This is a genomic window from Bacillus sp. FSL K6-2839, from assembly GCF_038003365.1.
GTDB lineage: Bacteria > Bacillota > Bacilli > Bacillales > Bacillaceae > Bacillus.
On record NZ_JBBOOZ010000002.1, the window covers coordinates 790,772 to 817,202 of the forward strand.

The following is a 26,431-nucleotide window of genomic DNA, read 5'->3' on the forward strand; positions in this document are numbered from 1 at the left end:
TCACGTAAATTTATACATAACAAAAATAGGGGTTGGATCAATTCAATGAAAAGTCGGGATTTAGTTCGTTTTTTCTTCTTTGTGCTAGCTGTTGGAGCGGTCATTACAAGCGTGGTAGGCTTTGCGCTGGAGTGGGGGAAATATCAGAAGCTTTTTATATCGTTTGACATTCTAGAGATCGCATCTGTGTTGTTTTGGTTCATTGGTGTGGGGATGATTTTTAGTGTCATTAGCCAGATGGGGTTTGTTGTCTTTTTGACGGTGCACCGGTTTGCGCTAGAGATATTCCGGTCACATTCTTTATGGAATACCATTCAATTGTTTCTAGTGATCTTTGTGCTGTTTGATTTAGCTTACTTGCGGTTTTTGTTTTTCGGGGAGAATGAATCATTTCTTCCATACCTATGGCTGCCTGTCTTTATCGGTGTGTTCGCATTGATCGTGGCTTACTTTAAACAGCAGCAGTCCTCTAAGAAAACATTTGTTTCCGCAATGTTTCTCATGGTCGTCATCACGTCGTTAGAATGGTTCCCGGCGCTCAGAGTCAATGAAGAGGACTGGCTGTATTTGATGCTATTTCCGCTATTAGGCTGTAATGCGTTTCAGTTATTAGCTATGCCGCGTTTTTCAAAGGCGAAAGCTACTTAACTTCCGATGACTTTGTTTTGGTATTGGAGATCAGTTCGCCAACCGTCACATTTTTTAAATTCTTTTCTTTGATTTGTTTCAAAATAGCTGGTAAGGCTTGAGCGGTTTGGGTTGCTGAATCTGAAGCGTGCAGAAGAACAATGTCTCCGCTTTTCATTCGATCATTTACATTCTGAACAATCTGGTCGACGCCCGGATTCAGCCAATCCTGTGAATTGACGCTGTAATGGACAACTGTATAACCGTACTGTGTGGCAATTTTCAATGCTTTTTCGTTAAATTGCCCAGTTGGCGGTCTTAATAGTTGAATGTCATCTAGTCCAAGCTTTTGAAATGAATTTTGTGCCCGGACAAGATCTCGCTTGATTTCACTGTCTTCAAGCTGGCTATAATTTTTATAAGCATAGCCAAGGCTGCCGATTTGGTGACCGTCCTCTCTAATTTGTTTGACGATATCAGGATGACGCTCGGCCCAAGAAGCAGACAGAAAGAAAGTAGCGTTCTTTATATCGTACTCTCGAAGGACATTTAAAATAGGGACTGCCTTCTCATCTCCCCAGCCAATATTAAAAGTGAGGGAGACATGTTTTGAGGAAGTCTCGCCTTTATAAATGGCTCGGGGTCCGTGTTCTGTTTTAAATACCGACAGCGGCGGTGCCTTTTGTACATAAAAAAAGGTTGCAGCTGCAAGGGCTGCTACAAGAATAATGACAATTTGCTTCAGCCGTTTAATAGGCAACACATATAGTTGACTCAATTCAAACACTCCTGCCTTGTCCAAGATTGTTACTTGATTGTATGCAGGACAAGGGTTTGAGATGCACAATAAAACTATTTTAAAAAAAGTTTTGAAAAGGCGTTGACCGATAGAATATTTTCGTGATATATTATTAATCGTCGCTGACACACAGTGACAAACACAAAACGCTTCGGGAAATAAACTTGAAAAAAGTTGTTGACATAAGATGAAGCGAAATGTTATATTATTAAAGCCGCTAAGAACGGCGAAGATGATCTTTGAAAACTAAACAAGACAAAACGTACCTGTTAATTCGAGTTTTTATAAAAAAATCCTATGAAACATCATAGGTAGTCAGTCAAACTGGCGAAAAACAAAACTTCGGTTTTGTACTTTTTCGGAGAGTTTGATCCTGGCTCAGGACGAACGCTGGCGGCGTGCCTAATACATGCAAGTCGAGCGGACAGAAGGGAGCTTGCTCCCGGATGTTAGCGGCGGACGGGTGAGTAACACGTGGGTAACCTGCCTGTAAGACTGGGATAACTCCGGGAAACCGGAGCTAATACCGGATAGTTCCTTGAACCGCATGGTTCAAGGATGAAAGACGGTTTCGGCTGTCACTTACAGATGGACCCGCGGCGCATTAGCTAGTTGGTGGGGTAATGGCTCACCAAGGCGACGATGCGTAGCCGACCTGAGAGGGTGATCGGCCACACTGGGACTGAGACACGGCCCAGACTCCTACGGGAGGCAGCAGTAGGGAATCTTCCGCAATGGACGAAAGTCTGACGGAGCAACGCCGCGTGAGTGATGAAGGTTTTCGGATCGTAAAGCTCTGTTGTTAGGGAAGAACAAGTGCGAGAGTAACTGCTCGCACCTTGACGGTACCTAACCAGAAAGCCACGGCTAACTACGTGCCAGCAGCCGCGGTAATACGTAGGTGGCAAGCGTTGTCCGGAATTATTGGGCGTAAAGGGCTCGCAGGCGGTTTCTTAAGTCTGATGTGAAAGCCCCCGGCTCAACCGGGGAGGGTCATTGGAAACTGGGAAACTTGAGTGCAGAAGAGGAGAGTGGAATTCCACGTGTAGCGGTGAAATGCGTAGAGATGTGGAGGAACACCAGTGGCGAAGGCGACTCTCTGGTCTGTAACTGACGCTGAGGAGCGAAAGCGTGGGGAGCGAACAGGATTAGATACCCTGGTAGTCCACGCCGTAAACGATGAGTGCTAAGTGTTAGGGGGTTTCCGCCCCTTAGTGCTGCAGCTAACGCATTAAGCACTCCGCCTGGGGAGTACGGTCGCAAGACTGAAACTCAAAGGAATTGACGGGGGCCCGCACAAGCGGTGGAGCATGTGGTTTAATTCGAAGCAACGCGAAGAACCTTACCAGGTCTTGACATCCTCTGACAACCCTAGAGATAGGGCTTTCCCTTCGGGGACAGAGTGACAGGTGGTGCATGGTTGTCGTCAGCTCGTGTCGTGAGATGTTGGGTTAAGTCCCGCAACGAGCGCAACCCTTGATCTTAGTTGCCAGCATTTAGTTGGGCACTCTAAGGTGACTGCCGGTGACAAACCGGAGGAAGGTGGGGATGACGTCAAATCATCATGCCCCTTATGACCTGGGCTACACACGTGCTACAATGGACAGAACAAAGGGCTGCGAGACCGCAAGGTTTAGCCAATCCCATAAATCTGTTCTCAGTTCGGATCGCAGTCTGCAACTCGACTGCGTGAAGCTGGAATCGCTAGTAATCGCGGATCAGCATGCCGCGGTGAATACGTTCCCGGGCCTTGTACACACCGCCCGTCACACCACGAGAGTTTGCAACACCCGAAGTCGGTGAGGTAACCTTTATGGAGCCAGCCGCCGAAGGTGGGGCAGATGATTGGGGTGAAGTCGTAACAAGGTAGCCGTATCGGAAGGTGCGGCTGGATCACCTCCTTTCTAAGGATATATGGAGCAGCGTACGTTTTCGTCTTGTTTAGTTTTGAAGGATCATTCCTTCAAGATATGTCTCTAGCGAGACAGGATTGTTCTTTGAAAACTAGATAACAATAAGTAATACATTCACATTGAATGCAATGCAAAGTTCATCACACATAGTGATTCTTTCTAAAGTAAGAAATGGTTAAGTTAGAAAGGGCGCACGGTGGATGCCTTGGCACTAGGAGCCGATGAAGGACGGGACGAACACCGATATGCTTCGGGGAGCTGTAAGCAAGCGTTGATCCGGAGATTTCCGAATGGGGAAACCCACTGCTCGTAATGGAGTAGTATCCATACTTGAATACATAGAGTATGAGAAGGCATACCCGGGGAACTGAAACATCTAAGTACCCGGAGGAAGAGAAAGCAAATGCGATTCCCTGAGTAGCGGCGAGCGAAACGGGAACAGCCCAAACCAAGAGGCTTGCCTCTTGGGGTTGTAGGACACTCTATACGGAGTTACAAAGGAACGATATAAGCGAAGAGGTCTGGAAAGGCCCGCCAAAGAAGGTAACAGCCCTGTAACTGAAATGTTGTTCTCTCCAGAGTGGATCCTGAGTACGGCGGAACACGTGAAATTCCGTCGGAATCCGGGAGGACCATCTCCCAAGGCTAAATACTCCCTAGTGACCGATAGTGAACCAGTACCGTGAGGGAAAGGTGAAAAGCACCCCGGAAGGGGAGTGAAATAGATCCTGAAACCGTGTGCCTACAAGTAGTCAGAGCCCGTTAATGGGTGATGGCGTGCCTTTTGTAGAATGAACCGGCGAGTTACGATCCCGTGCAAGGTTAAGCAGAAGATGCGGAGCCGCAGCGAAAGCGAGTCTGAATAGGGCGCATGAGTACGTGGTCGTAGACCCGAAACCAGGTGATCTACCCATGTCCAGGGTGAAGTTCAGGTAACACTGAATGGAGGCCCGAACCCACGCACGTTGAAAAGTGCGGGGATGAGGTGTGGGTAGGGGTGAAATGCCAATCGAACCTGGAGATAGCTGGTTCTCTCCGAAATAGCTTTAGGGCTAGCCTCAAGGTAAGAGTCTCGGAGGTAGAGCACTGATTGGACTAGGGGCCCCTACCGGGTTACCGAATTCAGTCAAACTCCGAATGCCGATGACTTATCCTTGGGAGTCAGACTGCGAGTGATAAGATCCGTAGTCGAAAGGGAAACAGCCCAGACCGCCAGCTAAGGTCCCAAAGTATACGTTAAGTGGAAAAGGATGTGGAGTTGCTTAGACAACCAGGATGTTGGCTTAGAAGCAGCCACCATTTAAAGAGTGCGTAATAGCTCACTGGTCGAGTGACTCTGCGCCGAAAATGTACCGGGGCTAAACGTATCACCGAAGCTGCGGACTGTTCTTACGAACAGTGGTAGGAGAGCGTTCTAAGTGCTGTGAAGTCAGACCGGAAGGACTGGTGGAGCGCTTAGAAGTGAGAATGCCGGTATGAGTAGCGAAAGACGGGTGAGAATCCCGTCCACCGAATGCCTAAGGTTTCCTGAGGAAGGCTCGTCCGCTCAGGGTTAGTCGGGACCTAAGCCGAGGCCGAAAGGCGTAGGCGATGGACAACAGGTTGATATTCCTGTACCACCTCCTCACCATTTGAGCAATGGGGGGACGCAGGAGGATAGGGTAAGCGCGGTATTGGATATCCGCGTCCAAGCAGTTAGGCTGGGAAATAGGCAAATCCGTTTCCCGTAAAGGCTGAGCTGTGATGGCGAGCGAAATTTAGTAGCGAAGTTCCTGATTCCACACTGCCAAGAAAAGCCTCTAGCGAGGTGAGAGGTGCCCGTACCGCAAACCGACACAGGTAGGCGAGGAGAGAATCCTAAGGTGATCGAGAGAACTCTCGTTAAGGAACTCGGCAAAATGACCCCGTAACTTCGGGAGAAGGGGTGCTTCTTAGGGTGTTAAAGCCCCGAGAAGCCGCAGTGAATAGGCCCAGGCGACTGTTTAGCAAAAACACAGGTCTCTGCGAAGCCGTAAGGCGAAGTATAGGGGCTGACGCCTGCCCGGTGCTGGAAGGTTAAGAGGAGCGCTTAGCGTAAGCGAAGGTGCGAATTGAAGCCCCAGTAAACGGCGGCCGTAACTATAACGGTCCTAAGGTAGCGAAATTCCTTGTCGGGTAAGTTCCGACCCGCACGAAAGGCGCAACGATCTGGGCACTGTCTCAACGAGAGACTCGGTGAAATTATAGTACCTGTGAAGATGCAGGTTACCCGCGACAGGACGGAAAGACCCCGTGGAGCTTTACTGCAGCCTGATATTGAATGTTGGTACAGCTTGTACAGGATAGGTAGGAGCCTTGGAAACCGGAGCGCTAGCTTCGGTGGAGGCATCGGTGGGATACTACCCTGGCTGTATTGACCTTCTAACCCGCTGCCCTTATCGGGCAGGGAGACAGTGTCAGGTGGGCAGTTTGACTGGGGCGGTCGCCTCCTAAAATGTAACGGAGGCGCCCAAAGGTTCCCTCAGAATGGTTGGAAATCATTCGCAGAGTGTAAAGGCACAAGGGAGCTTGACTGCGAGACCTACAAGTCGAGCAGGGACGAAAGTCGGGCTTAGTGATCCGGTGGTTCCGCATGGAAGGGCCATCGCTCAACGGATAAAAGCTACCCCGGGGATAACAGGCTTATCTCCCCCAAGAGTCCACATCGACGGGGAGGTTTGGCACCTCGATGTCGGCTCATCGCATCCTGGGGCTGTAGTCGGTCCCAAGGGTTGGGCTGTTCGCCCATTAAAGCGGTACGCGAGCTGGGTTCAGAACGTCGTGAGACAGTTCGGTCCCTATCCGTCGCGGGCGCAGGAAATTTGAGAGGAGCTGTCCTTAGTACGAGAGGACCGGGATGGACGCACCGCTGGTGTACCAGTTGTTCTGCCAAGGGCATCGCTGGGTAGCTATGTGCGGACGGGATAAGTGCTGAAAGCATCTAAGCATGAAGCCCCCCTCAAGATGAGATTTCCCATTCCGCAAGGAAGTAAGATCCCTGAAAGATGATCAGGTTGATAGGTCTGAGGTGGAAGCGTGGTGACACGTGGAGCTGACAGATACTAATAGATCGAGGACTTAACCTATATTCTAATGTGAAGCTTGAACATTGTTATCTAGTTTTGAGAGAACATTCTCTCCATCAGGTTTGGTGGCGATAGCGAAGAGGTCACACCCGTTCCCATACCGAACACGGAAGTTAAGCTCTTCAGCGCCGATGGTAGTTGGGGGTCTCCCCCTGTGAGAGTAGGACGCCGCCAAGCTTTTTATTTATATCCTTCCAATGGAAGAAGTTACTTTATCATTCCGCAGTAGCTCAGTGGTAGAGCTATCGGCTGTTAACCGATCGGTCGTAGGTTCGAGTCCTACCTGCGGAGCCATGCTTCCATAGCTCAGTAGGTAGAGCACTTCCATGGTAAGGAAGAGGTCAGCGGTTCGAGCCCGCTTGGAAGCTTTCCTCTAAATGTTGATCTGACAGGGTTTCTCGATGGTGAGAAGGCTTTTTTTTATGTCCTTTTTATTTGCTTGGGACCAATTAAGCTCCGCCACTAAAGTGTCTGCTTCTCTGACCGTATATGTATACGTATTAAGAGTTGTTTTAACATCCGCATGACCTAAACGCTGAGAGACAGATTTGATATTAAACCCACAGGTATATTCCGATTTGATTTAGTAGCATGAGTAAGACGCATGACATGCAAATGAATTTTCTTTATATCGTGCCTTTTTGCGAATCGATCCACCATGTATTTAAATTTGAAAAGGCAGTTGAGAACGTACAATGCTAATTTGTCAGCTGACGAATTAGCAAGGAATTCTATTGGCCAACGTTGTGCCACATAAGAAATGGAACGGAACGAAGACAAAAGCAGCTCTTCAAAAAGCATTGAAAAAATGAAAGAAGTAAAGTCCCTGGCCATAGAGAACAGGGGCTTTTTTGATGTTTATTTTTCAACGTTTGAAAATCTGTGAAGCTGCAATTCTTTTGCTGTCGCAACTTTCATTGTTCTTCTTTTGAAGTGAATCCTTCTCTCAAAAACCTTTTTCTTTTCTCTGTTACTTTATCGAGTGATTCTAGGGTATACGAAAAAGTGTTGTTTCCACACGGTTTTACACTAATCATGTTTCTCCTCCTGTTTTCGTAATATGCCCTTTTTATTTTACTTAATATTCCATAAAAAGCAGTTCATTAAATTTCATCTTCCCTATGTGCTTGTTAAATGTGTCTAATTTGTGAAATTGACAATTTCCACAAACTAAAATATGTGGTAGGTCTGTCTATAGTAGGTAACATAATACTCTTTGTTATGGTGAGCATTAATAGAAGGAGATTTCATGATTATTGCCATAACTGATGTTACATATGGTAGTAAAGTTAGAGAGCCAAAAGGTGCTCTGCATTATTACTATACACATGCCTTAGAAATCGGAAATTCTAAGGAAGAGCTTCTCATCTAAATGGACTTTACAGACAAGCTCAAAAAAAATTACATGGAGGTAATAGGAAATGAGAATTAACCACAATATCGCAGCCCTTAACACACTGAACCGTTTATCTGCAAACAACGGTGCGAGCCAAAAGAACATGGAGAAACTTTCTTCTGGTCTTAAAATCAACCGCGCAGGAGATGACGCAGCAGGTCTAGCGATCTCTGAAAAAATGCGTGGACAAATCCGCGGATTAGAAATGGCGTCTAAAAACGCACAAGACGGTATCTCACTTATCCAAACAGCTGAAGGTGCATTGACTGAAACTCATTCAATCCTTCAACGTGTTCGTGAACTAGTCGTTCAAGCTGGAAATACTGGTACACAGGATAAAGAGTCTGACCTTCAATCTATCCAAGATGAAATTAAAGCTTTACAAGAAGAAGTAGATGGAATTTCAAATCGTACAGAGTTTAACGGTAAAAAATTATTAGATGGTTCGTTTAAAGGAACCCCAGGAACACCAGCAATTCCGCCGACAGATCCAGATGATCCAGATACAGGTACACCTGCAGTCCCAGCAAGTGGTAATGCTTTAGTGTTCCAAATCGGTGCTAACGCAACTCAACAAATTTCAGTTCATATTGATAAAATGAGTACAGATGCATTGGGAGTGAAAGGTGCTAATGGGATTGTAGCGAATCAAGCTATTAAAGACATCGATGTTAGAAAATTTGCTGATAATGCAGCAGATGCTACTGATGTTGGTTTTGATACTCAACTAAGTATTGTTGATGCAGCTATTAACCAAGTATCTGCTCAACGTGGAAAACTTGGTGCAGTCCAAAACCGTCTAGAGCACACTATTAACAACTTGGGTGCATCTGCTGAAAACTTAACTGCTGCTGAGTCTCGTATTCGTGACGTTGACATGGCAAAAGAAATGAGTGAGTTCACTAAGAACAACATTCTTTCTCAAGCTTCTCAAGCTATGCTTGCACAAGCGAATCAACAGCCACAAAACGTACTTCAATTATTACGTTAATAAACCAAAAGCCTCTTTTATATAGGGGCTTTTTTTGTTTGTTTTAAAATGTTGGACTTGCTCAGTGACAAATAGACTCATGAAAATGGAATAAATCGATTGATAAGGAAGCTTTGTATCAATTTTCTACACATTCCTTCTTTTTGTGCTTGATTCTTTAGTGCCTTTCTTATATTCTTACTAAAGTGATGATATCCTCTCTAACAAAAGACTCTGTACGTCCCTCTTCCCCCCGAAAGTGAAGCATTATTTATTTTTCCTTTCTTCATCTCCAGGTTTGGTTGATCTTCTTTTTCCATGTTCGGTATGTATATAAAAAGGAGTAGATGGTTTGAAAGATTTATTTGTAAAGCAAGAATGGTTTGGGCATGTGCGTCAGGATGTGCTTGCGGGTATTTTAGTGGCTCTGGCTTTAATTCCTGAGGCGATTGCGTTTTCAATTATTGCGGGCGTTGATCCGAAGATCGGGTTGTATGCTTCGTTTTGTATTGCAATTGTGATTTCGTTTGTTGGTGGACGGCCAGGTATGATTTCGGCCGCTACAGGGGCTATGGCTCTGGTCATGGTTAATTTGGTTGCCGATCATGGATTGCAATATTTGTTTGCAGCTACGATTTTAACAGGTCTGATTCAAATAGTGTTTGGACTCTGCCGAGTGTCTCGTCTGATGAAATTTATTCCGAGGTCCGTGATGGTTGGTTTTGTGAATGCGTTGGCTATTATGATCTTCATGGCTCAGCTTCCACATTTCGTCGGAGAATCAATGGCCATGTATATCATGACAGGTAGCGCCTTGTTGATTATTTATTTATTGCCGATGGTGGTAAAAGTGATACCTTCCCCACTCATTGCGATTATTGTCATGACGATCATTGCTGTATTTGGACATATTGATGTTAGAACGGTTGGAGATATGGGAGAGCTTCCTAGTTCTTTGCCTGCTTTTCTGATTCCTCAAGTACCGTTTAGCTGGGAGACACTTACTATCATTTTTCCTTATTCTTTAGCACTTGCGATGGTTGGTTTACTTGAGTCTCTTTTAACTGCACAGATTGTCGATGATATGACGGAGACGTCTAGTCGTAAGAACAAGGAAGCGAGAGGTCAAGGGATTGCTAATGTGGTTGCAGGATTCTTTGGTGGTATGGCTGGCTGTGCGATGATTGGTCAATCAGTGATTAATACGAAGGCAGGCGGGCGTGGCCGTCTTTCTACCTTTGTAGCGGGTGCATTTCTAATGGTGCTGATTTTTGTACTCGGAGATGTGGTGGTTCAAATTCCGATGGCTGCTCTTGTGGCTGTGATGATTATGGTCTCCGTTGGGACATTTGATTGGAGTTCCTTTCAGCAGCTAAAAAAGAATCCGAAAACAGATTCTATTGTCATGATTGTCACGGTCGTGACTGTGGTGTTGACTCATGATTTATCAAAAGGTGTGTTTGCAGGTGTGCTGCTTAGTGCGATATTCTTTGTAGCAAAAATATCAAAGCTTCATATTACCTCTACAGAAAGCCAAGCGGGTATTTGGGTGTATCGAATTAAAGGGCAAATTTTCTTTGCTTCTGTCACTGATTTCATCCAAGCGTTCCATCAGGAGAAAGATCTCCAAGCCGTTGTGATTGATTTGTCTGAAGCGCGTATATGGGATGAATCAGGCGTGGCAGCGATAGAACGTGTAAAGGAAAAGTATCAAGCAGCTGGTGTACAGGTAGACGTAGTTGGAATGGATACCTCGAGTCGAAAGCTTGTGAAACAGGTGAATGGTTCTTAAAAAGATCTTTCTGTTTGTTACAATAGAAAAGGTAAGAAAGTGAAGGATGGAGGTGGCCGGCATGCTTGTGCGTTTGAACCAAGTGCTCGGCCGGATGATGCCGCTTATTACGCCCATTAGTGTGTTACTCGGTGTATTATTGTCGGCCTATTTAAAGGATTTTACGTTTATGGTGCCCTGGGTATTTGCCATGATGACATTTTCAGGGAGCTTGTCATCTACTTTTTCAGCTTTAAAGCATACGGTGATGCACCCATTGCCTTTGATTTTATCGTTTATGATTTTACATGTGCTGATGCCCCTTTATGCCTGGTCAGCAGGGCATTTGATATTTGCGGGTGATTCCATGACGATCACCGGTTTGACGCTTGCGATGGTGATTCCAACAGGTGTTTCTAGTTTAATATGGGCGGCGATGTATAAAGGGAATGTCGGGTTAACGTTATCCATCATTTTAATTGATACATTGCTTTCGCCATTGATTGTGCCAGCCAGCTTGTCACTCTTCGTCGGTACACAGGTCCATATGGACATGGTCGCAATCATGAAAGGGCTGTTTGGTATGGTGGTGCTGCCCTCTATTTTAGGGATGCTCGTTCGTCAGTATGCAAAGCCATCGGTGACGAAAATAATTGGTCAGACCCTGTCTCCTTTTTCAAAATTAGGCTTGTTTGTTGTCGTATCGATTAACAGTTCTGTTGTCGCCCCATATTTGCGTGAACTGGATGCTGCATTTTTTAGCAAAGCAGCGACTGTCTTTTTCATTGCGATGAGTGGGTATGCTTTTGCATGGTTGATTGGAAAGGTGATGAAATGTACTCAAGGGGAGATTGTGGCCATTGTGTATACGGGCGGAATGAGAAATATTAGTGCCGGAGCTGTGCTTGCTATTAGCTTTTTCCCGCCTGCTGTTGCTGTCCCTGTTGTGATTGGCATGCTATTTCAGCAAGTGCTTGCTGCCTTGTTTGGTTTCTTACTCAATCGTTTTGAGCTGAAGGCGCCTGCTGTGACTAAATCTTTATCATGAAAAGACCTCCATCTTATGAGATGGAGGTCTTTTTGCGAATTAATAGATGAGATATTTCTTGCGTTTCTTTTCGAACGTTTTGAGGTCGTGATGATAGCGCTTCATGATTTGTTTGACGGAAGTACCTTGATTGATTTCTTCTTTCATCCAACCATTTCCGATGAGTTTATCAAAGCTGCCTGTTTGAAGGAACTGAAAGTCTTTTGGATATAAATCATGTATTGCTTTGATGATGGATAACCCTGTTTTTACCGCTTCGAATGAAGAGCGGTCTGTGACGTATAGCTGCACACCGTGTGATAGCTTACCTGAATGTTTAGAAAAAGTGGGGGTGAATGATACTGGTCTAAATTGTACACCCTTTAGTTTTAACTGATTTAAATGATCTGCTAGCTCGCTGCTATTGATATATGGAGCGCCAATGAGCTCGAACGGTTTTGTTGTTCCTCTGCCTTCAGAGACATTTGTTCCTTCAATTAATCCTGTGGCGGGATATACAAAGGTACTATCCACTGTCGGCATGTTAGGTGAAGGAAGGACGAACGGCAGCTTCGTGTCATCAAACGTCATAGAACGCTTCCAATTTTTCATTTTGATGACTGTGACATCAGCATTGATATGAAACTCTTTGTTAAAGAGTTTTGCTAGTTCACCAGTGGTCATCCCATGTCTTAATGGTATTGGATAGAGCCCTACAAATGAAGCGTGCTCAGGTTCTAAGACAGGGCCTTCTACTTTTAGTCCGCCAATGGGGTTTGGACGGTCTAGGACAACAAAGGGAATGTTGTTTTCTTTAGCGGCTTCCATCGCATAAGCCATCGTGTAAATATAGGTGTAATAACGAGCGCCAACATCTTGGATATCAAACAGCAAAACATCTACATCTTTAAGCATATCAGGCGTTGGTTTTCTTGTTTTTCCATAGAGAGAGTAAACAGGGAGACCCGTTTTTTCATCGGTATAGGATTCGACGCCTTCTCCTGCTTGTGCATCGCCGCGCACACCATGTTCAGGTCCATATAGAGCAGTAAGCTTGATATTTGGATGCTCAAATAGGAGATCGACACTGCTTTTCATATTTGCATCAATACCAGTTGGGTTCGTAATGAGGCCGACCCTTTTCCCTTTTAACCATGAAAGGTTGCCTGAGAGTAGTGTTTCAATCCCTGTTTTGACTGTTGCTTTTTTTCCTTTTGTGTCTGTTCGTCCTTGCTCTGCAGGGGAGGCTGCGGTCAATGTGCTCATGATGAGAATGCTTGCGAGTATCAAGCTTGCTGTTTTTTTCAAGAGAATCCCTCCTATTTGATCTGTTTCCCTTTCAAGTTGAGTCCATAGCCGAATGGATACAGGGTTTGATTTGGATGAGTGACAGATGGGATATCCACAGGCAATTTGCCCTTAGGTGATGCAGCGCCAAATATCACTTCTAATCCAGCAGGAATATTTGGCTGATTGAATTGTCCGTTTGAGTAGCCTTTAAAACCGTAAACGGCTAGTAAGGCATCAGCCTCCTCAAAATTTGCCGCATCGTAAGGATTTCTTAGACTCATGATGACCATTTTTTTGTTTTGTGCTGCTGTTTCTTTCATGACAGCACGCGGGAATGCAGTAGCCCACTTTTTCGGGTCCTGGACATTGTCATCAATCACTCCATCATTCACAGCTGGGTCATTTTGGACTACGTAAGAACCGGTAATCACATAGTCAGCATCTTGAATCAGTTTGGCTGTTTCTTTGGTGAAGGTCTTATCCGCAAACGCATATGACTGGATACGTACAGGTTTGATCTTTTTTTGTTTGATCAGAGAGTCAATTGTGACAGACATGGCTTTTGTCTGATCTTCGTAAGGTGCCATGACCAAGATCTTGTTATTCTTTTTAGGCTTGAATGGTAAGGTCTTTTCGTTGTTTTTAAGCAGGGTGATCCCTTCACGTGCCATTTTTTGTTCTGCTTTCCGGTGCGACTTTTTCCCAACGACTTGAGTGGCTTTTTTGATTTTTTTCTCAAGGGTGATGGGTTTCTTGGAAGAAATGATGCCGCGTTTGATTTTCAATTGAAGAATTTTTTCGACAGATTGGTTGATTTGAGACATCGGAATTTCTTTCTTTACAATCGCCTGTTTTACAGCATTGAACACATTCTCTAGGTTTTTTTCTGTTTTTAGAGAGGTGACTGGTGCTGGCATAAGGGCGATGTCGACACCTGCCTTAATAGCCATCACCACGGCTTCTTCCTGCCCAAAGTTATCTGCAATCGCTTTCATATTTAGGGCGTCTGTTACGACAACTCCTTGAAAGCCCATCTCTTCTTTTAATAAGTGTGTGATGACTTTTTTCGATAAGGTTGCTGGAACCATAATGTCCTCGCCATCTTTTTTGCTTTTATACGTTGTATCATCAATGGCAGGGAATTGAACATGAGCGGTCATGACCATATCCGCACCAGCGTTGATGGCTTGTTGAAACGGATAGAGCTCAACCTTTTTTAAACGATCTAGATCATGTTCTACGAGCGGCAAGCCGTAGTGACTATCGACAGCTGTATCACCATGTCCCGGGAAATGCTTGAGTGTCGAAATAGTTTTTTCCTTTTGAAGTCCTTTCATGGTTTGAAGGCTAAGTCTAGTGACAAGAGCAGGATCAGAGCTAAAGGAACGGACACCAATGACGGGGTTGTTTGGATTATTATTCACATCAAGCACAGGAGAGAAGTTTGTATTGATCCCTAGTGCGTTTAGTTCTTTGCCGATGATTTTGCCTGTGTCGTATGCATTTTTCTTACTTCTAGAGGCACCAATCGACATATTTCCTGGGAAATGTGTTCCCTTTTGTAATCTTGTGACGATTCCACCTTCTTGATCAATTGAAATGAGTAATGGAATCTTTGGTGATGCTTTTTGAAATTCATGGGTGAGTTTGACGGTTTGTTTCGTATCAACGACATTCTCCGCAAATAAGATGACACCGCCTAGATGATATTTTTCAACAAGATGGGACACTTCTTTATTCATCTTTGTTAAGCCTGTAGGTGCAGATTCATCTTTTGTTTGCCAATTGCGAAAGTCTGGCATGAGCATTTGACCTATCTTTTCATCCAGGGACATGTCTTGCACCATTTGTTTTGCGGTTGGAAGAGGGGCAGAGCTAACCTTTTCCGTTGGAATGGAAGAGGTTAGCAGGGCCAAAACCAGAGTAGCGGGGAAAAGAGCTTTTAACATCGAATTCCTCCTTTTACTTAAAAGATTCGTAGATTGCGGTCATGATGCTTCCATAAGTACCAGTTGGGAAAAGGTCACCTTCAAATTGATTTGGGTTGGTTTCAGGTGAAACGACAGGCGAATGTTTCTTATTTGTCAGCAAGACGATACCTAGATTATGTTTTGGATCAATCAATGTCATAGTTCCGGTCCAGCCAGTATGTCCATAGGCTTCGTTACTTGCATATTTCCCAAACATCCATTCCATGTCAGTATGACCGTTTTTACGCCAGCCTAGCCCGTAAGTTGAGTTTGTATCAGAAGAGGCTGTAAAGAGATCGATAGAAGCTTGATCAAAGATGGTTTTTTTTCCATAGCCTCCTTTGTTCAGCATGAGCTGGAGCAGCACGCCCATATCTGACATGTTAGAGAAAAGTCCGGCATGACCAGAGATACCTGCCATTGAGTAATATGCTTTCTCATCGTGGACTTCGCCTAGCAGGGTGTACCTGCGAATGTTTTCAAAATCAATGACACCATCTCGCGAATTACCTAAACGTTCGGTTGCTGCAAAATGCTTCGGTTTAAATCCTTTTTGCAGTGGATTGAACATTGTATGTTTGAGACCTAGCGGCCGATAGATCGTCGACTCTACATATTGATCAAGAGGCATACCTGTTTTTTTCTCAATGATCATGCCTAACAGCATGTAATCAATGTCACTATAAATGTGCTGGGTGCCTGGTTTGTATTGCAGCGGCACCTTCGGCAGCCATTTCATCGTTGTCTTTCTATCTTGAGAGAAAAAAGAGCCGGCGGCTTCTTTGCTATAAAATAAGACACTGGAAGGGAGACCGGCAGAATGGGTCAGAAGATCTTTTACACGAAGCTGATCTTTACCGGTTACCTTTGCATCTGGTTCATCTTTAAAATCTGGCAGGATGGATTGTATTTTTTCGTTCACATCCAGTTTTTTCTCGTAGACGAGCTTTTGCAGGGCATAGTTGGTCGCATACATTTTGGTGTTGGATGCTAAGTCGAACAGTGTATTCTTTTTCATTTTCTTATATGATTTGAGTTCAGTTGTGCCTTCGTATTTTTGCCTGTAGCCATAGGCTTTTTGATGGACGATTTTTCCGTCTTTGATAATGATGAGTGCGCCTCCTGGAAATCCTGCTTTGATGTCGTTTTGAATCATGTGATCAACCTTCCTAAGCTGCCTGGAAGAAAAACCTGCTTGTTCCGGTCGTTTTGCCTTTTTTAAGACGGGATATTCTTCAGGTGCTGTTTTAGACAAAGACGATACAGGATGGGAGCTAGTTGCAAATGTTTGTACGGGTAATCCAAGGAGCATGAGCAGACTTGTTATTAAGAGAAAGTATTTCTTCAAGAGTTAGACCTCCTATTGCTTATTTTTCCTCAAATTCAACAGCCATATCATCATGAAAACCAAATAAGTATGTGAAAATAAATCCAGCGACATATGCAATAAAGAGTCCGATTAAGTAAAGAAGCATTTGATGTGTGTGAACAATAAAGGTTAATGGGAGACCTGATACACCAATCGCCTTCGTTGCAATTTGGAAGTAGGCTTGAAATGCGCCGCCGATTCCAGCGCCAAGACAAGCAGTGAGAAATGGCCGTCCCAGAGGGAGTGTAACACCGAAAATGAGTGGTTCACCAATGCCGAGCATCCCTGAAGGAAGTCCACCTGCGATGGCTCTTTTGAGTTTTTTCTTTTTTGTTTTCATATAAATGGCGAATGCCGCACCTACCTGTCCTGCACCGCCCATAGCGAGAATTGGCAAAAGCGGGTCATCTCCAATGGAATTAATGAGTTCCATATGAATTGGTGTCAGTCCTTGGTGAAGTCCTGTCACAACAAGTGGAAGGAAGGTCGCACCAAGAACAAATCCAGCGAAGATTCCGCCCATATTTAATAGATAAGTTAATCCTGAGGTGATGGCATCCGATATAAATCCGCCGACTGGCATGAAGACAACGTACGTAAAAATGCCTGTAATGAGTAGTGTGATGGTTGGTGTGACGATGATATCAAGTGATTGCGGGACGAAGCGTCTAATTTGGGTTTCCACAAGTGCCATAAAGATGGCGGCTAGAAGAACACCGATGAGCCCGCCTCTGCCTGGTAGAATATTTGTGCCAAATAACATAATGTCTGCGGAGGCTGGGTTAATAATGAGGATACCAGCTAATGCGCCTAATGCAGGAGAGCCTCCAAACTCCTTTGCGGCATTTGATCCGACTAAAATACCGAGATATGCGAACAAGCCTGAACCAATAACGGTTAAAATGATCGCTGCTTGAGACTTTTCATCGAGCCAGCCTGCTTGCACGATTGCTTTCGTAATCCCTGTAATAAGACCTGATGCAACGAGTGCCGGAATGATAGGAATAAAGATGCTGGCAATCCGTCGTAAGAACAGCTTGAACGGTGTGCGGTTCTTTTGTGAAATGGCTTGCTTGTTTTTTTGTGCTTCATTGTTTAAATCATAAGAGCCAGAGGCATTTAGCAGCTGTTCAAACGCACTTGATACTTGGTTGACAACACCTGTACCTAAAATGATTTGAAGCGTTTCTGCCTCAACGACACCAATGACGCCATCGAGTTCTTTAATTGCTGTGATGTGAACTTGTTCATTGTCAATCGGTGTAATTCGGAGACGCGTCATACAATGTGTATGGGAAGAGATGTTTTCAGAACCACCACAGAGAGAAAGAATGTCTTTCGCCAACTGCTGATATTTCTTTTGATGACTCATGTTGAATCCCCCTTTGATTTTCGTTTCATGGAGCGGATGGCATGTCTTGTCTTATCAATATATTGCGCTGTCTCTTCATATTGACGGGAAGCTAAGCTGAGGAACAAGACATCAATTAAGTAGAGCTGTGCCATTCTAGAGGAAGTGGCTGCACTGCGAAAAGGTGCTTCATTGGAACCGGACGTCGATAGGTGAACATCACTTAAAGCAGAAACGCTTGTTTGACCAGGATGCGTTAAGGCAATGGTTTTCACTTGATTGTCTTTTGCGAGCTGAAGGGCTTGAATGATGTCTAACGTTTCTCCTGAAAAGGATATACCGAACACGATGTCATTCTTTCCTGCATTTGCGATGACCGTTGATGCGATGTGCATGTCAGTGAAGGCAGTCGCTGCATAATTGATTCTGAGAAATTTCTGCTGGGCATCCGCTGCGACGATGCCAGATGCACCGACGCCGATAAAATGGATTTGGTTTGCATGCAGCAGTAATTGAACAGCTTTTTCTAATGCATCTGCATTTAAAATAGAAGCGGTGTCCTTAATCGATTGAATCGAGTTTCCTGCTGTTTTTTGAATAATGGATTGAATCGGTTCATCTTGTTCGATATCACGGTAGCCTTGTTTATCGTTATGCATCAAGTCTCCAGCGATTCGCATTTTTAAATCGTGATAGCCATCTAGCCCGAGAGATTTACAAAGGCGGATGACTGCAGAGCTGCTTGCTCCGGCTGCCTGGCTGATCTCGTGTACTGTGCTTTTAATGACTTTGTCAGGATGGGCAAGGATATAGTCTGCAATGATTTTTTCAGATTGGGGGAGCTTTGCTTTCATTGTGTGTAGTAGGGTGAGTCCACCTGCTGACATGAGCTCTGCCTCCTTTAGGATTGATGATGAGAGATGGCTTTGTCGATATGACCATTCGTTTTGTTGAGTAAATCCTTGGCTGTTTTTTTGTCTGTGTTTGTTTGAAGCATGACGATGGCGGTTTTGACTTCTAAGTCTGCCGCTTCAAGGGTTTTCACAGCTTGTTCGTAGGAAGCGTTTGTCACATGTTGAATGATGGTGATGGCGCGTTCTTTTAATTTATGATTGCTGACTTTTACATCAACCATCAGGTTTTCATATACTTTACCTTGTCTGATCATGACAGAGGTGGAAAGCATATTTAAAATCATTTTATGAGCGGATGCGGCTTTCATTCGTGTTGACCCAGTGATGGCTTCTGGTCCTACAATGACTTCAATGGCGCAGTCTGCCAGCTCGCTAATTTCTGCTTGTTCATTGCAGCTGAGGGCTACTGTTTTTGCGCCGATGAATTTAGCGTAGTTTAAAGCGCCGATGATGTAGGGTGTCCTGCCGCTGGCGGCGATACCGACGACCGTATCTTTTGATGTCAGGTGAATGTGTACTAAATCCTGTTTGCCGGCTTCTTCACTGTCTTCCACATCTTCGGCAGCATGTGAAAAAGCAGAGTCTCCGCCTGCCATGATGCCTATAATCACATCAGGTGAGACGCTATAGGTAGGGGGACATTCAACAGCATCCATCACGCCAAGTCTGCCGCTTGTCCCGGCCCCTAAATAAACGAGTCTGCCTCCATTTGAGATGGATTGATAGGCGAAGTCACTTGCTGTTTTGACATGTGGTAGCACACGGTTGACTGCTTGAGCGACCTTCATATCTTCTTCATTAATCATTTGGAGCATTTCGAGTGGATCTGCTTGTGATATTCCCATTGTGTTAGGATTTCTTGATTCTGTTGTCAAAGAACGCAATTGAGATGGCTGCATGCGACATTCCTCCTTATTTCTTCATTTTCAGTATATTCAGTATGATATGAAATTTCAACATTATATTTAAATACTGAAATTATATTTCAAACAAAAAAGTGGTTCTAATTGGAGATGAATAGACAGAAAATAAAAAAAATAAAAATCCCCTTTACAAAAGGGGGACAACCTGTATATAATAACTTTTGTCAGCTTCACGGAAACAGCAAACTTGACAAACTGGCCCGTTGGTCAAGCGGTTAAGACACCGCCCTTTCACGGCGGTAACACGGGTTCGAATCCCGTACGGGTCACCATGATGTGGAGGATTAGCTCAGCTGGGAGAGCATCTGCCTTACAAGCAGAGGGTCGGCGGTTCGAGCCCGTCATCCTCCACCATATGCCGGTGTAGCTCAACTGGTAGAGCAACTGACTTGTAATCAGTAGGTTGGGGGTTCAAGTCCTCTTGCCGGCACTGTTTTTTCTTTATCAATTCCATATGTGGAGGGGTAGCGAAGTGGCTAAACGCGGCGGACTGTAAATCCGCTCCCTCCGGGTTCGGCGGTTCGAATCCGCCCCCCTCCACCATTTTTGGGCTATAGCCAAGCGGTAAGGCAACGGACTTTGACTCCGTCATGCGTTGGTTCGAATCCAGCTAGCCCAGTTAAGACACCTTTTTCAAAAAGGTGTCTTTTTTTATGTTGGCAGACGGAATGTATAACTATTCAAAATATTGTTGAGTTGAGTCAGAAGGCATCGAGAAAGTAAAATATAAGCATGAACGGAAAGGGGATGTACATATGGGAGATCAAAAGAAGGTCACGATTGTCGGAGTTCCGATGGATTTGGGTCAAATGAGAAGGGGCGTCGATATGGGACCGAGTGCCATTCGGTGTGCAGGCGTAAAAGAAAAATTGGAATCGCTTTCATTTGATGTGGAGGATCTCGGCGATATTTTGGTTGAACAAAGAGATGATGAGAAAGGTTTATATACAAGTGAAAAGCTAAAAAATTTAACGGAGAATGCTGGTGCGAATCAGCTGCTAGCTGAGAAGGTTGACAGTATTGTGCAATCAGGCTCATTCCCGCTCATTTTAGGCGGTGATCACAGCATTGCGATAGGAACACTTGCGGGGGTAGCCAAGCATTATGAAAACTTAGGTGCCATTTGGTATGATGCACACGGTGATTTAAATACAGAGGAAACCTCTCCTTCTGGAAATATACATGGTATGCCGCTTGCAGTCAGTCTCGGCCTTGGGCATGCTGATTTAACGAACATTGGTGGTTATTCCCCTAAATTGAAGCCTGAGAATGTTGTTATAATTGGTGCTCGATCCTTAGATGAAGGAGAGCGGGCATTGATTAGAGAGAAAGGCATTAAAGTGTATACGATGCATGAAATAGATCGTTTAGGGATGACAAGGGTGATGGAGGAAGCCATTTCATATTTAAAGGAAAGAACAGATGGTGTCCACCTGTCGCTTGATTTAGATGGACTAGATCCAGCGGAGTGCCCTGGTGTAGGAACTCCTGTGGCGGGCGGCATTAGCTACCGGGAGAGTCATCTTGCCATGGAACTTTTAGAGGAAGCGGGTATTTTGACTTCAGCTGAATTTGTTGAGGTGAATCCGGTTTTGGATGAAAAAAATAAAACAGCCGAGGCAGCTGTTGCGTTGATTGGCTCGTTAATGGGCGAAAAGCTATTGTAGAGCGGGACTTGTTCCCGTTCTTTTTTGTTTTGGAGAAATTTAAGGATATATTAAGGTTTTTACCGGTGGATATGCGTAACACGCTGTCAAAAATTTGTTACACTATTTTTTAGAGGAGAATGAAACCTTTTGGAAAGAGATTCGTATACATAAAGACCGGTGAAGGCAGAGGTTGAATATACTATGGACACAATGATTAAAAAGAGAATTAAGCAAGTGAAAAAAGGCGACCAGAACGCATTTGCAGACATCGTAGACCTGTATAAAGACAAAATTTATCAGCTGTGCTATCGTATGCTTGGGAATGCACACGAAGCAGAGGATATTGCACAGGAGGCGTTTATTCGTGCCTATGTGAATATTGAAAGCTTTGATGTGAATCGTAAGTTTTCTACGTGGCTGTACCGCATTGCAACCAACCTGACCATCGATCGTATTCGCAAAAAAAAGCCGGATTATTATTTAGATGCAGAGGTGGCAGGAACAGAAGGATTGAATATGTATTCTCAAATTGCTGCTGATGGCATTTTGCCAGAGGAAGAGGTGGTGTCTCTTGAATTATCGAGTACCATTCAGCAAAAAATTCTAAGATTACCCGATAAATATCGTTCGGTCATCGTATTAAAGTATATTGATGAACTCTCGTTAAAAGAAATTAGCGAGATTCTGAATATACCCGTTGGTACGGTGAAAACGAGAATACACAGGGGTAGAGAGGCTCTCCGGAAACAGTTGAGAGACCTTTGAGTGAGGTGATTTTGATGAGCTGTCAGGAAAAAATCGTCCTGCTTATGCATCAGTATTTAGACGGGGACATTGAGCCCCAAGACGAAAAAGAATTAAAAAGCCATCTGCAATCGTGTGAGGAGTGCCGTACTCATTTTCAACAAATTGAGAAATCCATCGCGCTTGTGCAGAGTACATCTCATATAGAAGCACCATCTGATTTCACTGCAAAGGTGATGGCAGGTCTTCCAAAGGAAAAAAAGCGTGTGTCGATTCAAAGATGGATCAAAGCTCATCCGCTGATGGTGGCCGCTGCCCTCTTTCTCATTTTGATGGGAGGCAGTCTGTTTACAAGCTGGAATACCGATCATAATTTCAGTGTGTCAAAACAGCCGAATCTCGTCGTTGTAAATGATACAGTGACCGTACCTAAAGGGGAAACCGTAAAAGGTGATGTCACTGTCAAAAATGGCAAGCTGATTGTAGAAGGCAAGGTTGATGGAAATGTCACCGTCGTCAATGGGGAACAGCTGACTGCTTCTGCCGGACAAGTCACTGGTCAAATTAATGAAATTAATGAAGTGTTTGATTGGATTTGGTACAAAATGAAATCCACAGCACAAAATGTGATGCGGGTCATTGGACCAGAGGAGCAAAAGTAATCATACGGGTCGAGAGCAGTCTCTTTATGGGGCTGCTCTTTTTCTATATTATAGGTCAGAATGTATGCGAACTAGCACGCCAGCCATATATGGCAACTGTTTTCCTTGCTGAAACAAAATGTGGTATAATAGCCACGCTATGTATTTACACATAGTCTCTTTTTTTATTAAAAATGCATCAAACGAAGAATAACTGAAAATTCTGGAGGACGAGGAAATGGCTTTAGGGGATATTCCTTTTTTGCAGTACCTCGGTAATGCTGTTGATGTTCTCGTTGTTTGGTATGTGATATATAAATTAATGATGGTCATCCGCGGAACAAAAGCGGTTCAGCTTTTAAAGGGAATTGTGGTCATTGTTCTTGTCAGGATGGGAAGTGCGTATCTCGGTCTTAACACACTTCAATGGCTGATGGATCAAGCGATTACGTGGGGATTCCTTGCGATCATTATTATTTTTCAGCCAGAGCTAAGGAGAGCGCTTGAGCAGCTTGGGCGCGGCCGTTTCTTCTCAAGAAGCGGGACACCTATAGAGGAACAGCAGCAGAAAACGATCGAGGCAATTACAAAAGCAATTAAATATATGGCAAAACGCAGAATCGGCGCGCTGCTGACAATTGAGCGTGATACTGGGATGAATGATTACATAGAGACTGGAATTCCTTTGAATGCAAAGGTGAGTTCAGAGCTGCTCATTAATATTTTCATTCCAAATACACCGCTTCATGACGGTGCTGTCATTATGAAGCGTGATGAGATTGCAGCTGCGGCTTGTTATTTACCGCTGTCAGAAAGTCCTTTTATCTCTAAGGAACTGGGGACGCGTCACCGGGCGGCAGTCGGAATTAGTGAAGTGACAGACAGCTTAACCGTCATCGTTTCTGAAGAGACAGGCGGCATTTCTGTCGCAAGAAATGGTGATCTCCACCGAGAATTGACAGAAGAAGCGCTTGAAGAAATGCTGATTGCTGAATTTAGTAAGAACAGCAAAGATGCTTCCTCGACCAAATGGTATTGGAGGGGCAAGAAAAATGGATAAGATTTTGAATAATCGCTGGGCCGTAAAGCTTCTTGCATTGGTCTTCGCTTTATTGCTGTATGGTGCAGTCAATTCAGCGCAAGCGCCCACGCCGAAAAAAATCGGTGAATCCTTTTTCCCAACATCGACGACAGATGAAGCAACCTTAACCGACATTCCTGTTAAAGCGTATTATGACGACGAGAAGTACGTCGTCACTGGTGTACCGCAAACAGTCAATGTGACGATTAAAGGGTCAACAAGTGCTGTGAAAACAGCAAGACAAACAAAGAATTTTGAAATATACGCAGATATGCAGAATTTATCGACAGGTACACATAAAGTGGAGCTGAAGGCAAGAGATGTATCAAAGGGACTCACACTATCGATCAATCCGTCTGTGACGACGGTGACGATACAAGAAAAAACAACAGCTGAATTTCCTGTTGAAACCGAATTTTATAATCAAAATAAAATCAAAGACGGCTATTCACCTGAACAGCCTATTGTGAATCCGAAAAAAGTCACAGTCACTGGTTCAAAGGACGTGATCGACAAAATTTCTGTCATTAAAGCATTTGTGAACCTAGAGGATGTCGATCAGCAAATTGAAAAGGAAGCGAAGCTCACTGTGTATGATAGCAGCGGGAACGAGCTGCCAGTCGAATTGAGTCCGTCTGTGGTGAATATTACAGTTCCCATCTCGAGTCCAAGCAAAAAGGTTCCGTTTAAAATTGAGCGGACGGGCAGCTTACCTGACGGGATCAGTATCTCAAGCATTGAGACAAGCCCGAGTGAGGTCACGGTGTACGGCTCTCAAAAAGTGCTGGATTCGCTTGATTTTATTGATGGCGTCAAGCTGGACCTAAGCAAGATCAAAGATGATACGGAGATTGATGCCGACATTCCTCTGCCAGATGGTGTGAAAAAGGTATCGCCCGAAACCGTCAAGATCAAAGTGAAGGTTGCAACAGCTCAAGAAAAAAAGATCGATAATGTACCGATTTCTGTCGTGGGTCTGAGCAAGGATCTCACCTCTGATTTTGTGAGCCCATCTTCTGGACGACTCACGTTAACAGCAAAGGGATCAAAGAGTGCGATTGATAAACTAAAGGCTTCAGATGTTGAAGCCTATATCAATGTTGGGGACTTGAACGAAGGAACACATGAGGTCACAATTCAAGTGAACGGTCCTCAAAATGTGACGTGGACATTATCGAGATCAAAGGTCAAAGTGAAACTGACTTCTACTGAGACAGAAGATCAGCCAGCGTCTACGAATGATCGCAAGGATCCATCTTCTGATGACGATGATCAGGATGAGAAGAGTAAAGAAGAATCCACGCAAGATAAAGCAAAGAAAGAATCAAGTCAAAGACAGCGGATCAAAGAAGATAAAAAAGAGGACGAAGCGTCCTCTTGAATGGTAAAAAAGGAGCGATTGAAACATGGGCAAGTACTTTGGAACTGATGGTGTAAGGGGTGTGGCGAATAGCGAATTAACGCCAGAGCTCGCATTTAAAATTGGGAGATTTGGCGGCTATGTGCTCACGAAGGATAAAGAACGTCCAAAGGTACTCGTTGGACGAGACACACGTGTATCCGGTCATATGCTAGAAGGAGCGCTCGTTGCAGGCTTACTTTCAATTGGCGCTGAAGTGATGCGTTTAGGTGTGATCTCAACACCTGGAGTGTCTTATTTAACGAAGGCAATGGATGCAGAAGCGGGTGTCATGATTTCTGCTTCTCACAACCCAGTTCAAGACAACGGAATTAAATTCTTCGGCGGTGACGGCTTTAAGCTGTCTGATGAACAGGAGAATGAAATTGAGCAGCTGATGGATCAGCCGGTCGATCAATTGCCACGCCCAGTTGGAGCGGATCTTGGAACGATGAATGACTACTTTGAAGGAGGTCAGAAATACTTGCAATTCTTGAAGCAGACAGCGGACGAGGATTTCACAGGTATTCACGTGGCGCTTGACTGTGCTCACGGTGCAACCTCTTCTCTAGCGACACATTTATTTGCGGATTTAGATGCAGATGTGTCCACAATGGGAACATCACCAAACGGATTGAATATCAATGATGGTGTCGGCTCAACTCATCCAGAGGCACTTTCTGCTTTTGTGAAGGAGAAGGGTGCAGATATTGGTCTTGCGTTTGATGGTGACGGAGACCGTTTAATTGCTGTCGATGAAAAAGGTGATATTGTAGACGGCGATCAAATTATGTACATATGTGCACGTTATTTGAAGGGTGAAGGCCGATTAAAGGATGACACCGTCGTGTCCACGGTCATGAGTAACCTAGGCTTCTATAAAGCGCTGGAGAAACAAGGCATTAAGAGCATCCAAACCGCTGTTGGTGACCGCTATGTGGTTGAAGCGATGAAAAAGGATGGCTATAATGTCGGCGGTGAGCAATCAGGCCATTTGATTTTCCTTGATTACAATACGACAGGTGATGGCATGCTTTCTGCGATCATGCTTGTCAATACACTCAAAGCAACAGGAAAAACATTGTCAGAGCTTGCAGCTGAAATGGAAAAATTCCCGCAGCTTCTAGTGAATGTGAAAGTGTCTGATAAATATAAAGTAGAAGAAAATGAAAAAGTAAAAGCAGTGATTCAAGAGGTCGAAAAAGAGATGAACGGTGATGGCCGTATTCTTGTTCGTCCATCTGGAACAGAGCCGCTTGTACGCGTGATGGCAGAGGCGAAAACAAAAGAGCTGTGTGATGAATATGTGACTCGAATTACCGCTGTTGTGAAAGAGGAAATGGGTATCGAGTAATAGATGAAAGCAAATCGCCAGCGGCGGTTTGCTTTTTTTTCGAATAAACGTCATAAATGGATGGATTTGTACGAATCTTATAAGCGAAGGCAATTTATTGCTGCCTTCATACATAGGAGAGCACATCAAAGGTAGAACG

The 26,431-nt window shown here is 44.5% G+C and carries 18 protein-coding genes, 7 tRNA genes and 3 rRNA genes; 21 read left to right on the forward strand and 7 right to left on the reverse strand.

Features of this window, described 5'->3' with window-relative positions; translation table 11 throughout:
• Positions 1 to 45: 45 nt before the first annotated feature.
• A complete protein-coding gene (locus MHH26_RS18220; protein ID WP_340974272.1) occupies positions 46 to 648 on the forward strand; it encodes a KinB-signaling pathway activation protein in 603 nt (200 codons plus the stop codon).
• On the opposite strand, the gene pdaB is transcribed toward MHH26_RS18220, so the two are convergent.
• Positions 641 to 1,405, reverse strand: a complete 765-nt coding sequence (gene pdaB / locus MHH26_RS18225) for a polysaccharide deacetylase family sporulation protein PdaB (RefSeq protein ID WP_340974273.1) — start codon at positions 1,403 to 1,405, stop codon at positions 641 to 643. The two genes, MHH26_RS18220 and pdaB, sit on opposite strands and share 8 nt — an antisense overlap.
• 376 nt (positions 1,406 to 1,781) lie before the next feature.
• Here pdaB and MHH26_RS18230 point away from each other — a divergent pair.
• The 9 genes from MHH26_RS18230 to MHH26_RS18270 all read left to right on the forward strand — a co-directional run bounded on the left by MHH26_RS18230 (position 1,782) and on the right by MHH26_RS18270 (position 11,628).
• Positions 1,782 to 3,330: ribosomal RNA gene (locus MHH26_RS18230) — 16S ribosomal RNA — on the forward strand.
• A 182-nt stretch (positions 3,331 to 3,512) separates the two neighbouring features.
• A 23S ribosomal RNA gene (locus MHH26_RS18235) occupies positions 3,513 to 6,443 on the forward strand.
• Positions 6,444 to 6,504: 61 nt separating this feature from the next.
• Positions 6,505 to 6,620 (forward strand): 5S ribosomal RNA (gene rrf / locus MHH26_RS18240).
• The 16S, 23S and 5S rRNA genes sit together here with 2 tRNA genes alongside, the layout of an rRNA operon.
• Before the next feature lie 42 nt (positions 6,621 to 6,662).
• A tRNA-Asn gene (locus tag MHH26_RS18245) sits at positions 6,663 to 6,737 on the forward strand.
• Between the two features lies 1 nt (position 6,738).
• Positions 6,739 to 6,811, forward strand: a tRNA-Thr gene (locus MHH26_RS18250).
• 881 nt (positions 6,812 to 7,692) lie between these two features.
• Complete coding sequence (locus MHH26_RS18255) at positions 7,693 to 7,815, forward strand: hypothetical protein (RefSeq protein WP_334750703.1); 123 nt, start codon at positions 7,693 to 7,695, stop codon at positions 7,813 to 7,815.
• A gap of 49 nt (positions 7,816 to 7,864) precedes the next feature.
• Positions 7,865 to 8,830, forward strand: a complete 966-nt coding sequence (gene hag, locus MHH26_RS18260) for a flagellin Hag (protein ID WP_017358869.1) — start codon at positions 7,865 to 7,867, stop codon at positions 8,828 to 8,830.
• Between the two features lie 331 nt (positions 8,831 to 9,161).
• Positions 9,162 to 10,601, forward strand: coding sequence for a SulP family inorganic anion transporter (locus tag MHH26_RS18265; RefSeq protein WP_340974274.1), 1,440 nt, complete (start codon positions 9,162 to 9,164; stop codon positions 10,599 to 10,601).
• A gap of 61 nt (positions 10,602 to 10,662) precedes the next feature.
• Entirely contained in the window at positions 10,663 to 11,628 is a 966-nt protein-coding gene (locus MHH26_RS18270) for a bile acid:sodium symporter family protein (protein ID WP_340974276.1), read from the forward strand.
• Between the two features lie 39 nt (positions 11,629 to 11,667).
• On the opposite strand, the gene MHH26_RS18275 is transcribed toward MHH26_RS18270, so the two are convergent.
• From MHH26_RS18275 to murQ, 6 genes are read right to left on the reverse strand one after another with little or no spacing between them, the layout of a single operon-like run.
• Positions 11,668 to 12,915: an exo-beta-N-acetylmuramidase NamZ family protein gene (locus tag MHH26_RS18275; protein WP_340974278.1), complete on the reverse strand. Its 1,248-nt coding sequence runs from the start codon at positions 12,913 to 12,915 to the stop codon at positions 11,668 to 11,670.
• An 11-nt stretch (positions 12,916 to 12,926) separates the two neighbouring features.
• Positions 12,927 to 14,846 carry a glycoside hydrolase family 3 protein gene (locus MHH26_RS18280; protein ID WP_340974280.1) on the reverse strand — a complete coding sequence of 640 codons (1,920 nt, stop codon included), beginning with the start codon at positions 14,844 to 14,846 and terminating at the stop codon, positions 12,927 to 12,929.
• 13 nt (positions 14,847 to 14,859) lie between these two features.
• A complete protein-coding gene (pbp4b, locus tag MHH26_RS18285; protein WP_340974282.1) occupies positions 14,860 to 16,215 on the reverse strand; it encodes a penicillin binding protein PBP4B in 1,356 nt (451 codons plus the stop codon).
• A 19-nt stretch (positions 16,216 to 16,234) separates the two neighbouring features.
• Positions 16,235 to 17,608, reverse strand: a complete 1,374-nt coding sequence (locus MHH26_RS18290) for a PTS transporter subunit EIIC (RefSeq protein ID WP_106037015.1) — start codon at positions 17,606 to 17,608, stop codon at positions 16,235 to 16,237.
• Positions 17,605 to 18,474: a MurR/RpiR family transcriptional regulator gene (locus MHH26_RS18295; protein ID WP_034664434.1), complete on the reverse strand. Its 870-nt coding sequence runs from the start codon at positions 18,472 to 18,474 to the stop codon at positions 17,605 to 17,607. The genes MHH26_RS18290 and MHH26_RS18295 overlap by 4 nt, the downstream gene beginning before the upstream one ends.
• A gap of 14 nt (positions 18,475 to 18,488) precedes the next feature.
• Positions 18,489 to 19,400 (reverse strand): N-acetylmuramic acid 6-phosphate etherase, encoded by a 912-nt coding sequence (gene murQ, locus MHH26_RS18300; RefSeq protein ID WP_340974285.1) that lies wholly within the window; start codon positions 19,398 to 19,400, stop codon positions 18,489 to 18,491.
• A gap of 221 nt (positions 19,401 to 19,621) precedes the next feature.
• On the opposite strand from murQ, the gene MHH26_RS18305 reads away from it, so the two are divergent.
• The 11 genes from MHH26_RS18305 (at position 19,622) to glmM (ending at position 26,292) form a co-directional block, all read left to right on the forward strand.
• Positions 19,622 to 19,696, forward strand: a tRNA-Glu gene (locus tag MHH26_RS18305).
• A 6-nt stretch (positions 19,697 to 19,702) separates the two neighbouring features.
• Positions 19,703 to 19,778: transfer RNA gene (locus tag MHH26_RS18310), tRNA-Val, on the forward strand.
• Between the two features lie 3 nt (positions 19,779 to 19,781).
• Positions 19,782 to 19,854, forward strand: a tRNA-Thr gene (locus tag MHH26_RS18315).
• Positions 19,855 to 19,882: 28 nt separating this feature from the next.
• Positions 19,883 to 19,967: transfer RNA gene (locus tag MHH26_RS18320), tRNA-Tyr, on the forward strand.
• Positions 19,968 to 19,971: 4 nt separating this feature from the next.
• Positions 19,972 to 20,043, forward strand: a tRNA-Gln gene (locus MHH26_RS18325).
• Positions 20,044 to 20,179: 136 nt separating this feature from the next.
• Positions 20,180 to 21,091, forward strand: a complete 912-nt coding sequence (gene rocF, locus MHH26_RS18330) for an arginase (RefSeq protein ID WP_106031853.1) — start codon at positions 20,180 to 20,182, stop codon at positions 21,089 to 21,091.
• 183 nt (positions 21,092 to 21,274) lie between these two features.
• Complete coding sequence (gene sigW, locus MHH26_RS18335; RefSeq protein ID WP_034664426.1) at positions 21,275 to 21,838, forward strand: RNA polymerase sigma factor SigW; 564 nt, start codon at positions 21,275 to 21,277, stop codon at positions 21,836 to 21,838.
• Between the two features lie 14 nt (positions 21,839 to 21,852).
• The gene (gene rsiW, locus MHH26_RS18340) at positions 21,853 to 22,479 is read left to right on the forward strand and encodes an anti-sigma-W factor RsiW (protein ID WP_307498880.1); all 627 of its coding nucleotides are present in this window, start codon (positions 21,853 to 21,855) and stop codon (positions 22,477 to 22,479) included.
• Positions 22,480 to 22,696: 217 nt separating this feature from the next.
• Positions 22,697 to 23,518: a diadenylate cyclase CdaA gene (gene cdaA / locus MHH26_RS18345; protein ID WP_060595397.1), complete on the forward strand. Its 822-nt coding sequence runs from the start codon at positions 22,697 to 22,699 to the stop codon at positions 23,516 to 23,518.
• Positions 23,511 to 24,920, forward strand: coding sequence for a CdaR family protein (locus MHH26_RS18350; RefSeq protein ID WP_060595398.1), 1,410 nt, complete (start codon positions 23,511 to 23,513; stop codon positions 24,918 to 24,920). Before cdaA ends, MHH26_RS18350 begins: the two co-directional genes overlap by 8 nt.
• 25 nt (positions 24,921 to 24,945) lie before the next feature.
• Complete coding sequence (glmM, locus tag MHH26_RS18355; protein ID WP_034664420.1) at positions 24,946 to 26,292, forward strand: phosphoglucosamine mutase; 1,347 nt, start codon at positions 24,946 to 24,948, stop codon at positions 26,290 to 26,292.
• Positions 26,293 to 26,431: the final 139 nt, after the last annotated feature.

Bases quoted from the DNA above. Each gene is read 5' to 3' on its own strand.
- MHH26_RS18220 (WP_340974272.1), top strand. From the start codon at position 46: ATGAAAAGTCGGGATTTAGTTCGTTTTTTCTTCTTTGTGCTAGCTGTT.
- MHH26_RS18255 (WP_334750703.1), top strand. From the start codon at position 7,693: ATGATTATTGCCATAACTGATGTTACATATGGTAGTAAAGTTAGAGAG.
- hag (WP_017358869.1), top strand. From the start codon at position 7,865: ATGAGAATTAACCACAATATCGCAGCCCTTAACACACTGAACCGTTTA.
- MHH26_RS18270 (WP_340974276.1), top strand. From the start codon at position 10,663: ATGCTTGTGCGTTTGAACCAAGTGCTCGGCCGGATGATGCCGCTTATT.
- MHH26_RS18280 (WP_340974280.1), bottom strand. From the start codon at position 14,846: ATGTTAAAAGCTCTTTTCCCCGCTACTCTGGTTTTGGCCCTGCTAACC.
- MHH26_RS18290 (WP_106037015.1), bottom strand. From the start codon at position 17,608: ATGAGTCATCAAAAGAAATATCAGCAGTTGGCGAAAGACATTCTTTCT.
- MHH26_RS18295 (WP_034664434.1), bottom strand. From the start codon at position 18,474: ATGTCAGCAGGTGGACTCACCCTACTACACACAATGAAAGCAAAGCTC.
- murQ (WP_340974285.1), bottom strand. From the start codon at position 19,400: ATGCAGCCATCTCAATTGCGTTCTTTGACAACAGAATCAAGAAATCCT.
- rocF (WP_106031853.1), top strand. From the start codon at position 20,180: ATGGGAGATCAAAAGAAGGTCACGATTGTCGGAGTTCCGATGGATTTG.
- sigW (WP_034664426.1), top strand. From the start codon at position 21,275: ATGGACACAATGATTAAAAAGAGAATTAAGCAAGTGAAAAAAGGCGAC.
- rsiW (WP_307498880.1), top strand. From the start codon at position 21,853: ATGAGCTGTCAGGAAAAAATCGTCCTGCTTATGCATCAGTATTTAGAC.
- cdaA (WP_060595397.1), top strand. From the start codon at position 22,697: ATGGCTTTAGGGGATATTCCTTTTTTGCAGTACCTCGGTAATGCTGTT.
- MHH26_RS18350 (WP_060595398.1), top strand. From the start codon at position 23,511: ATGGATAAGATTTTGAATAATCGCTGGGCCGTAAAGCTTCTTGCATTG.
- glmM (WP_034664420.1), top strand. From the start codon at position 24,946: ATGGGCAAGTACTTTGGAACTGATGGTGTAAGGGGTGTGGCGAATAGC.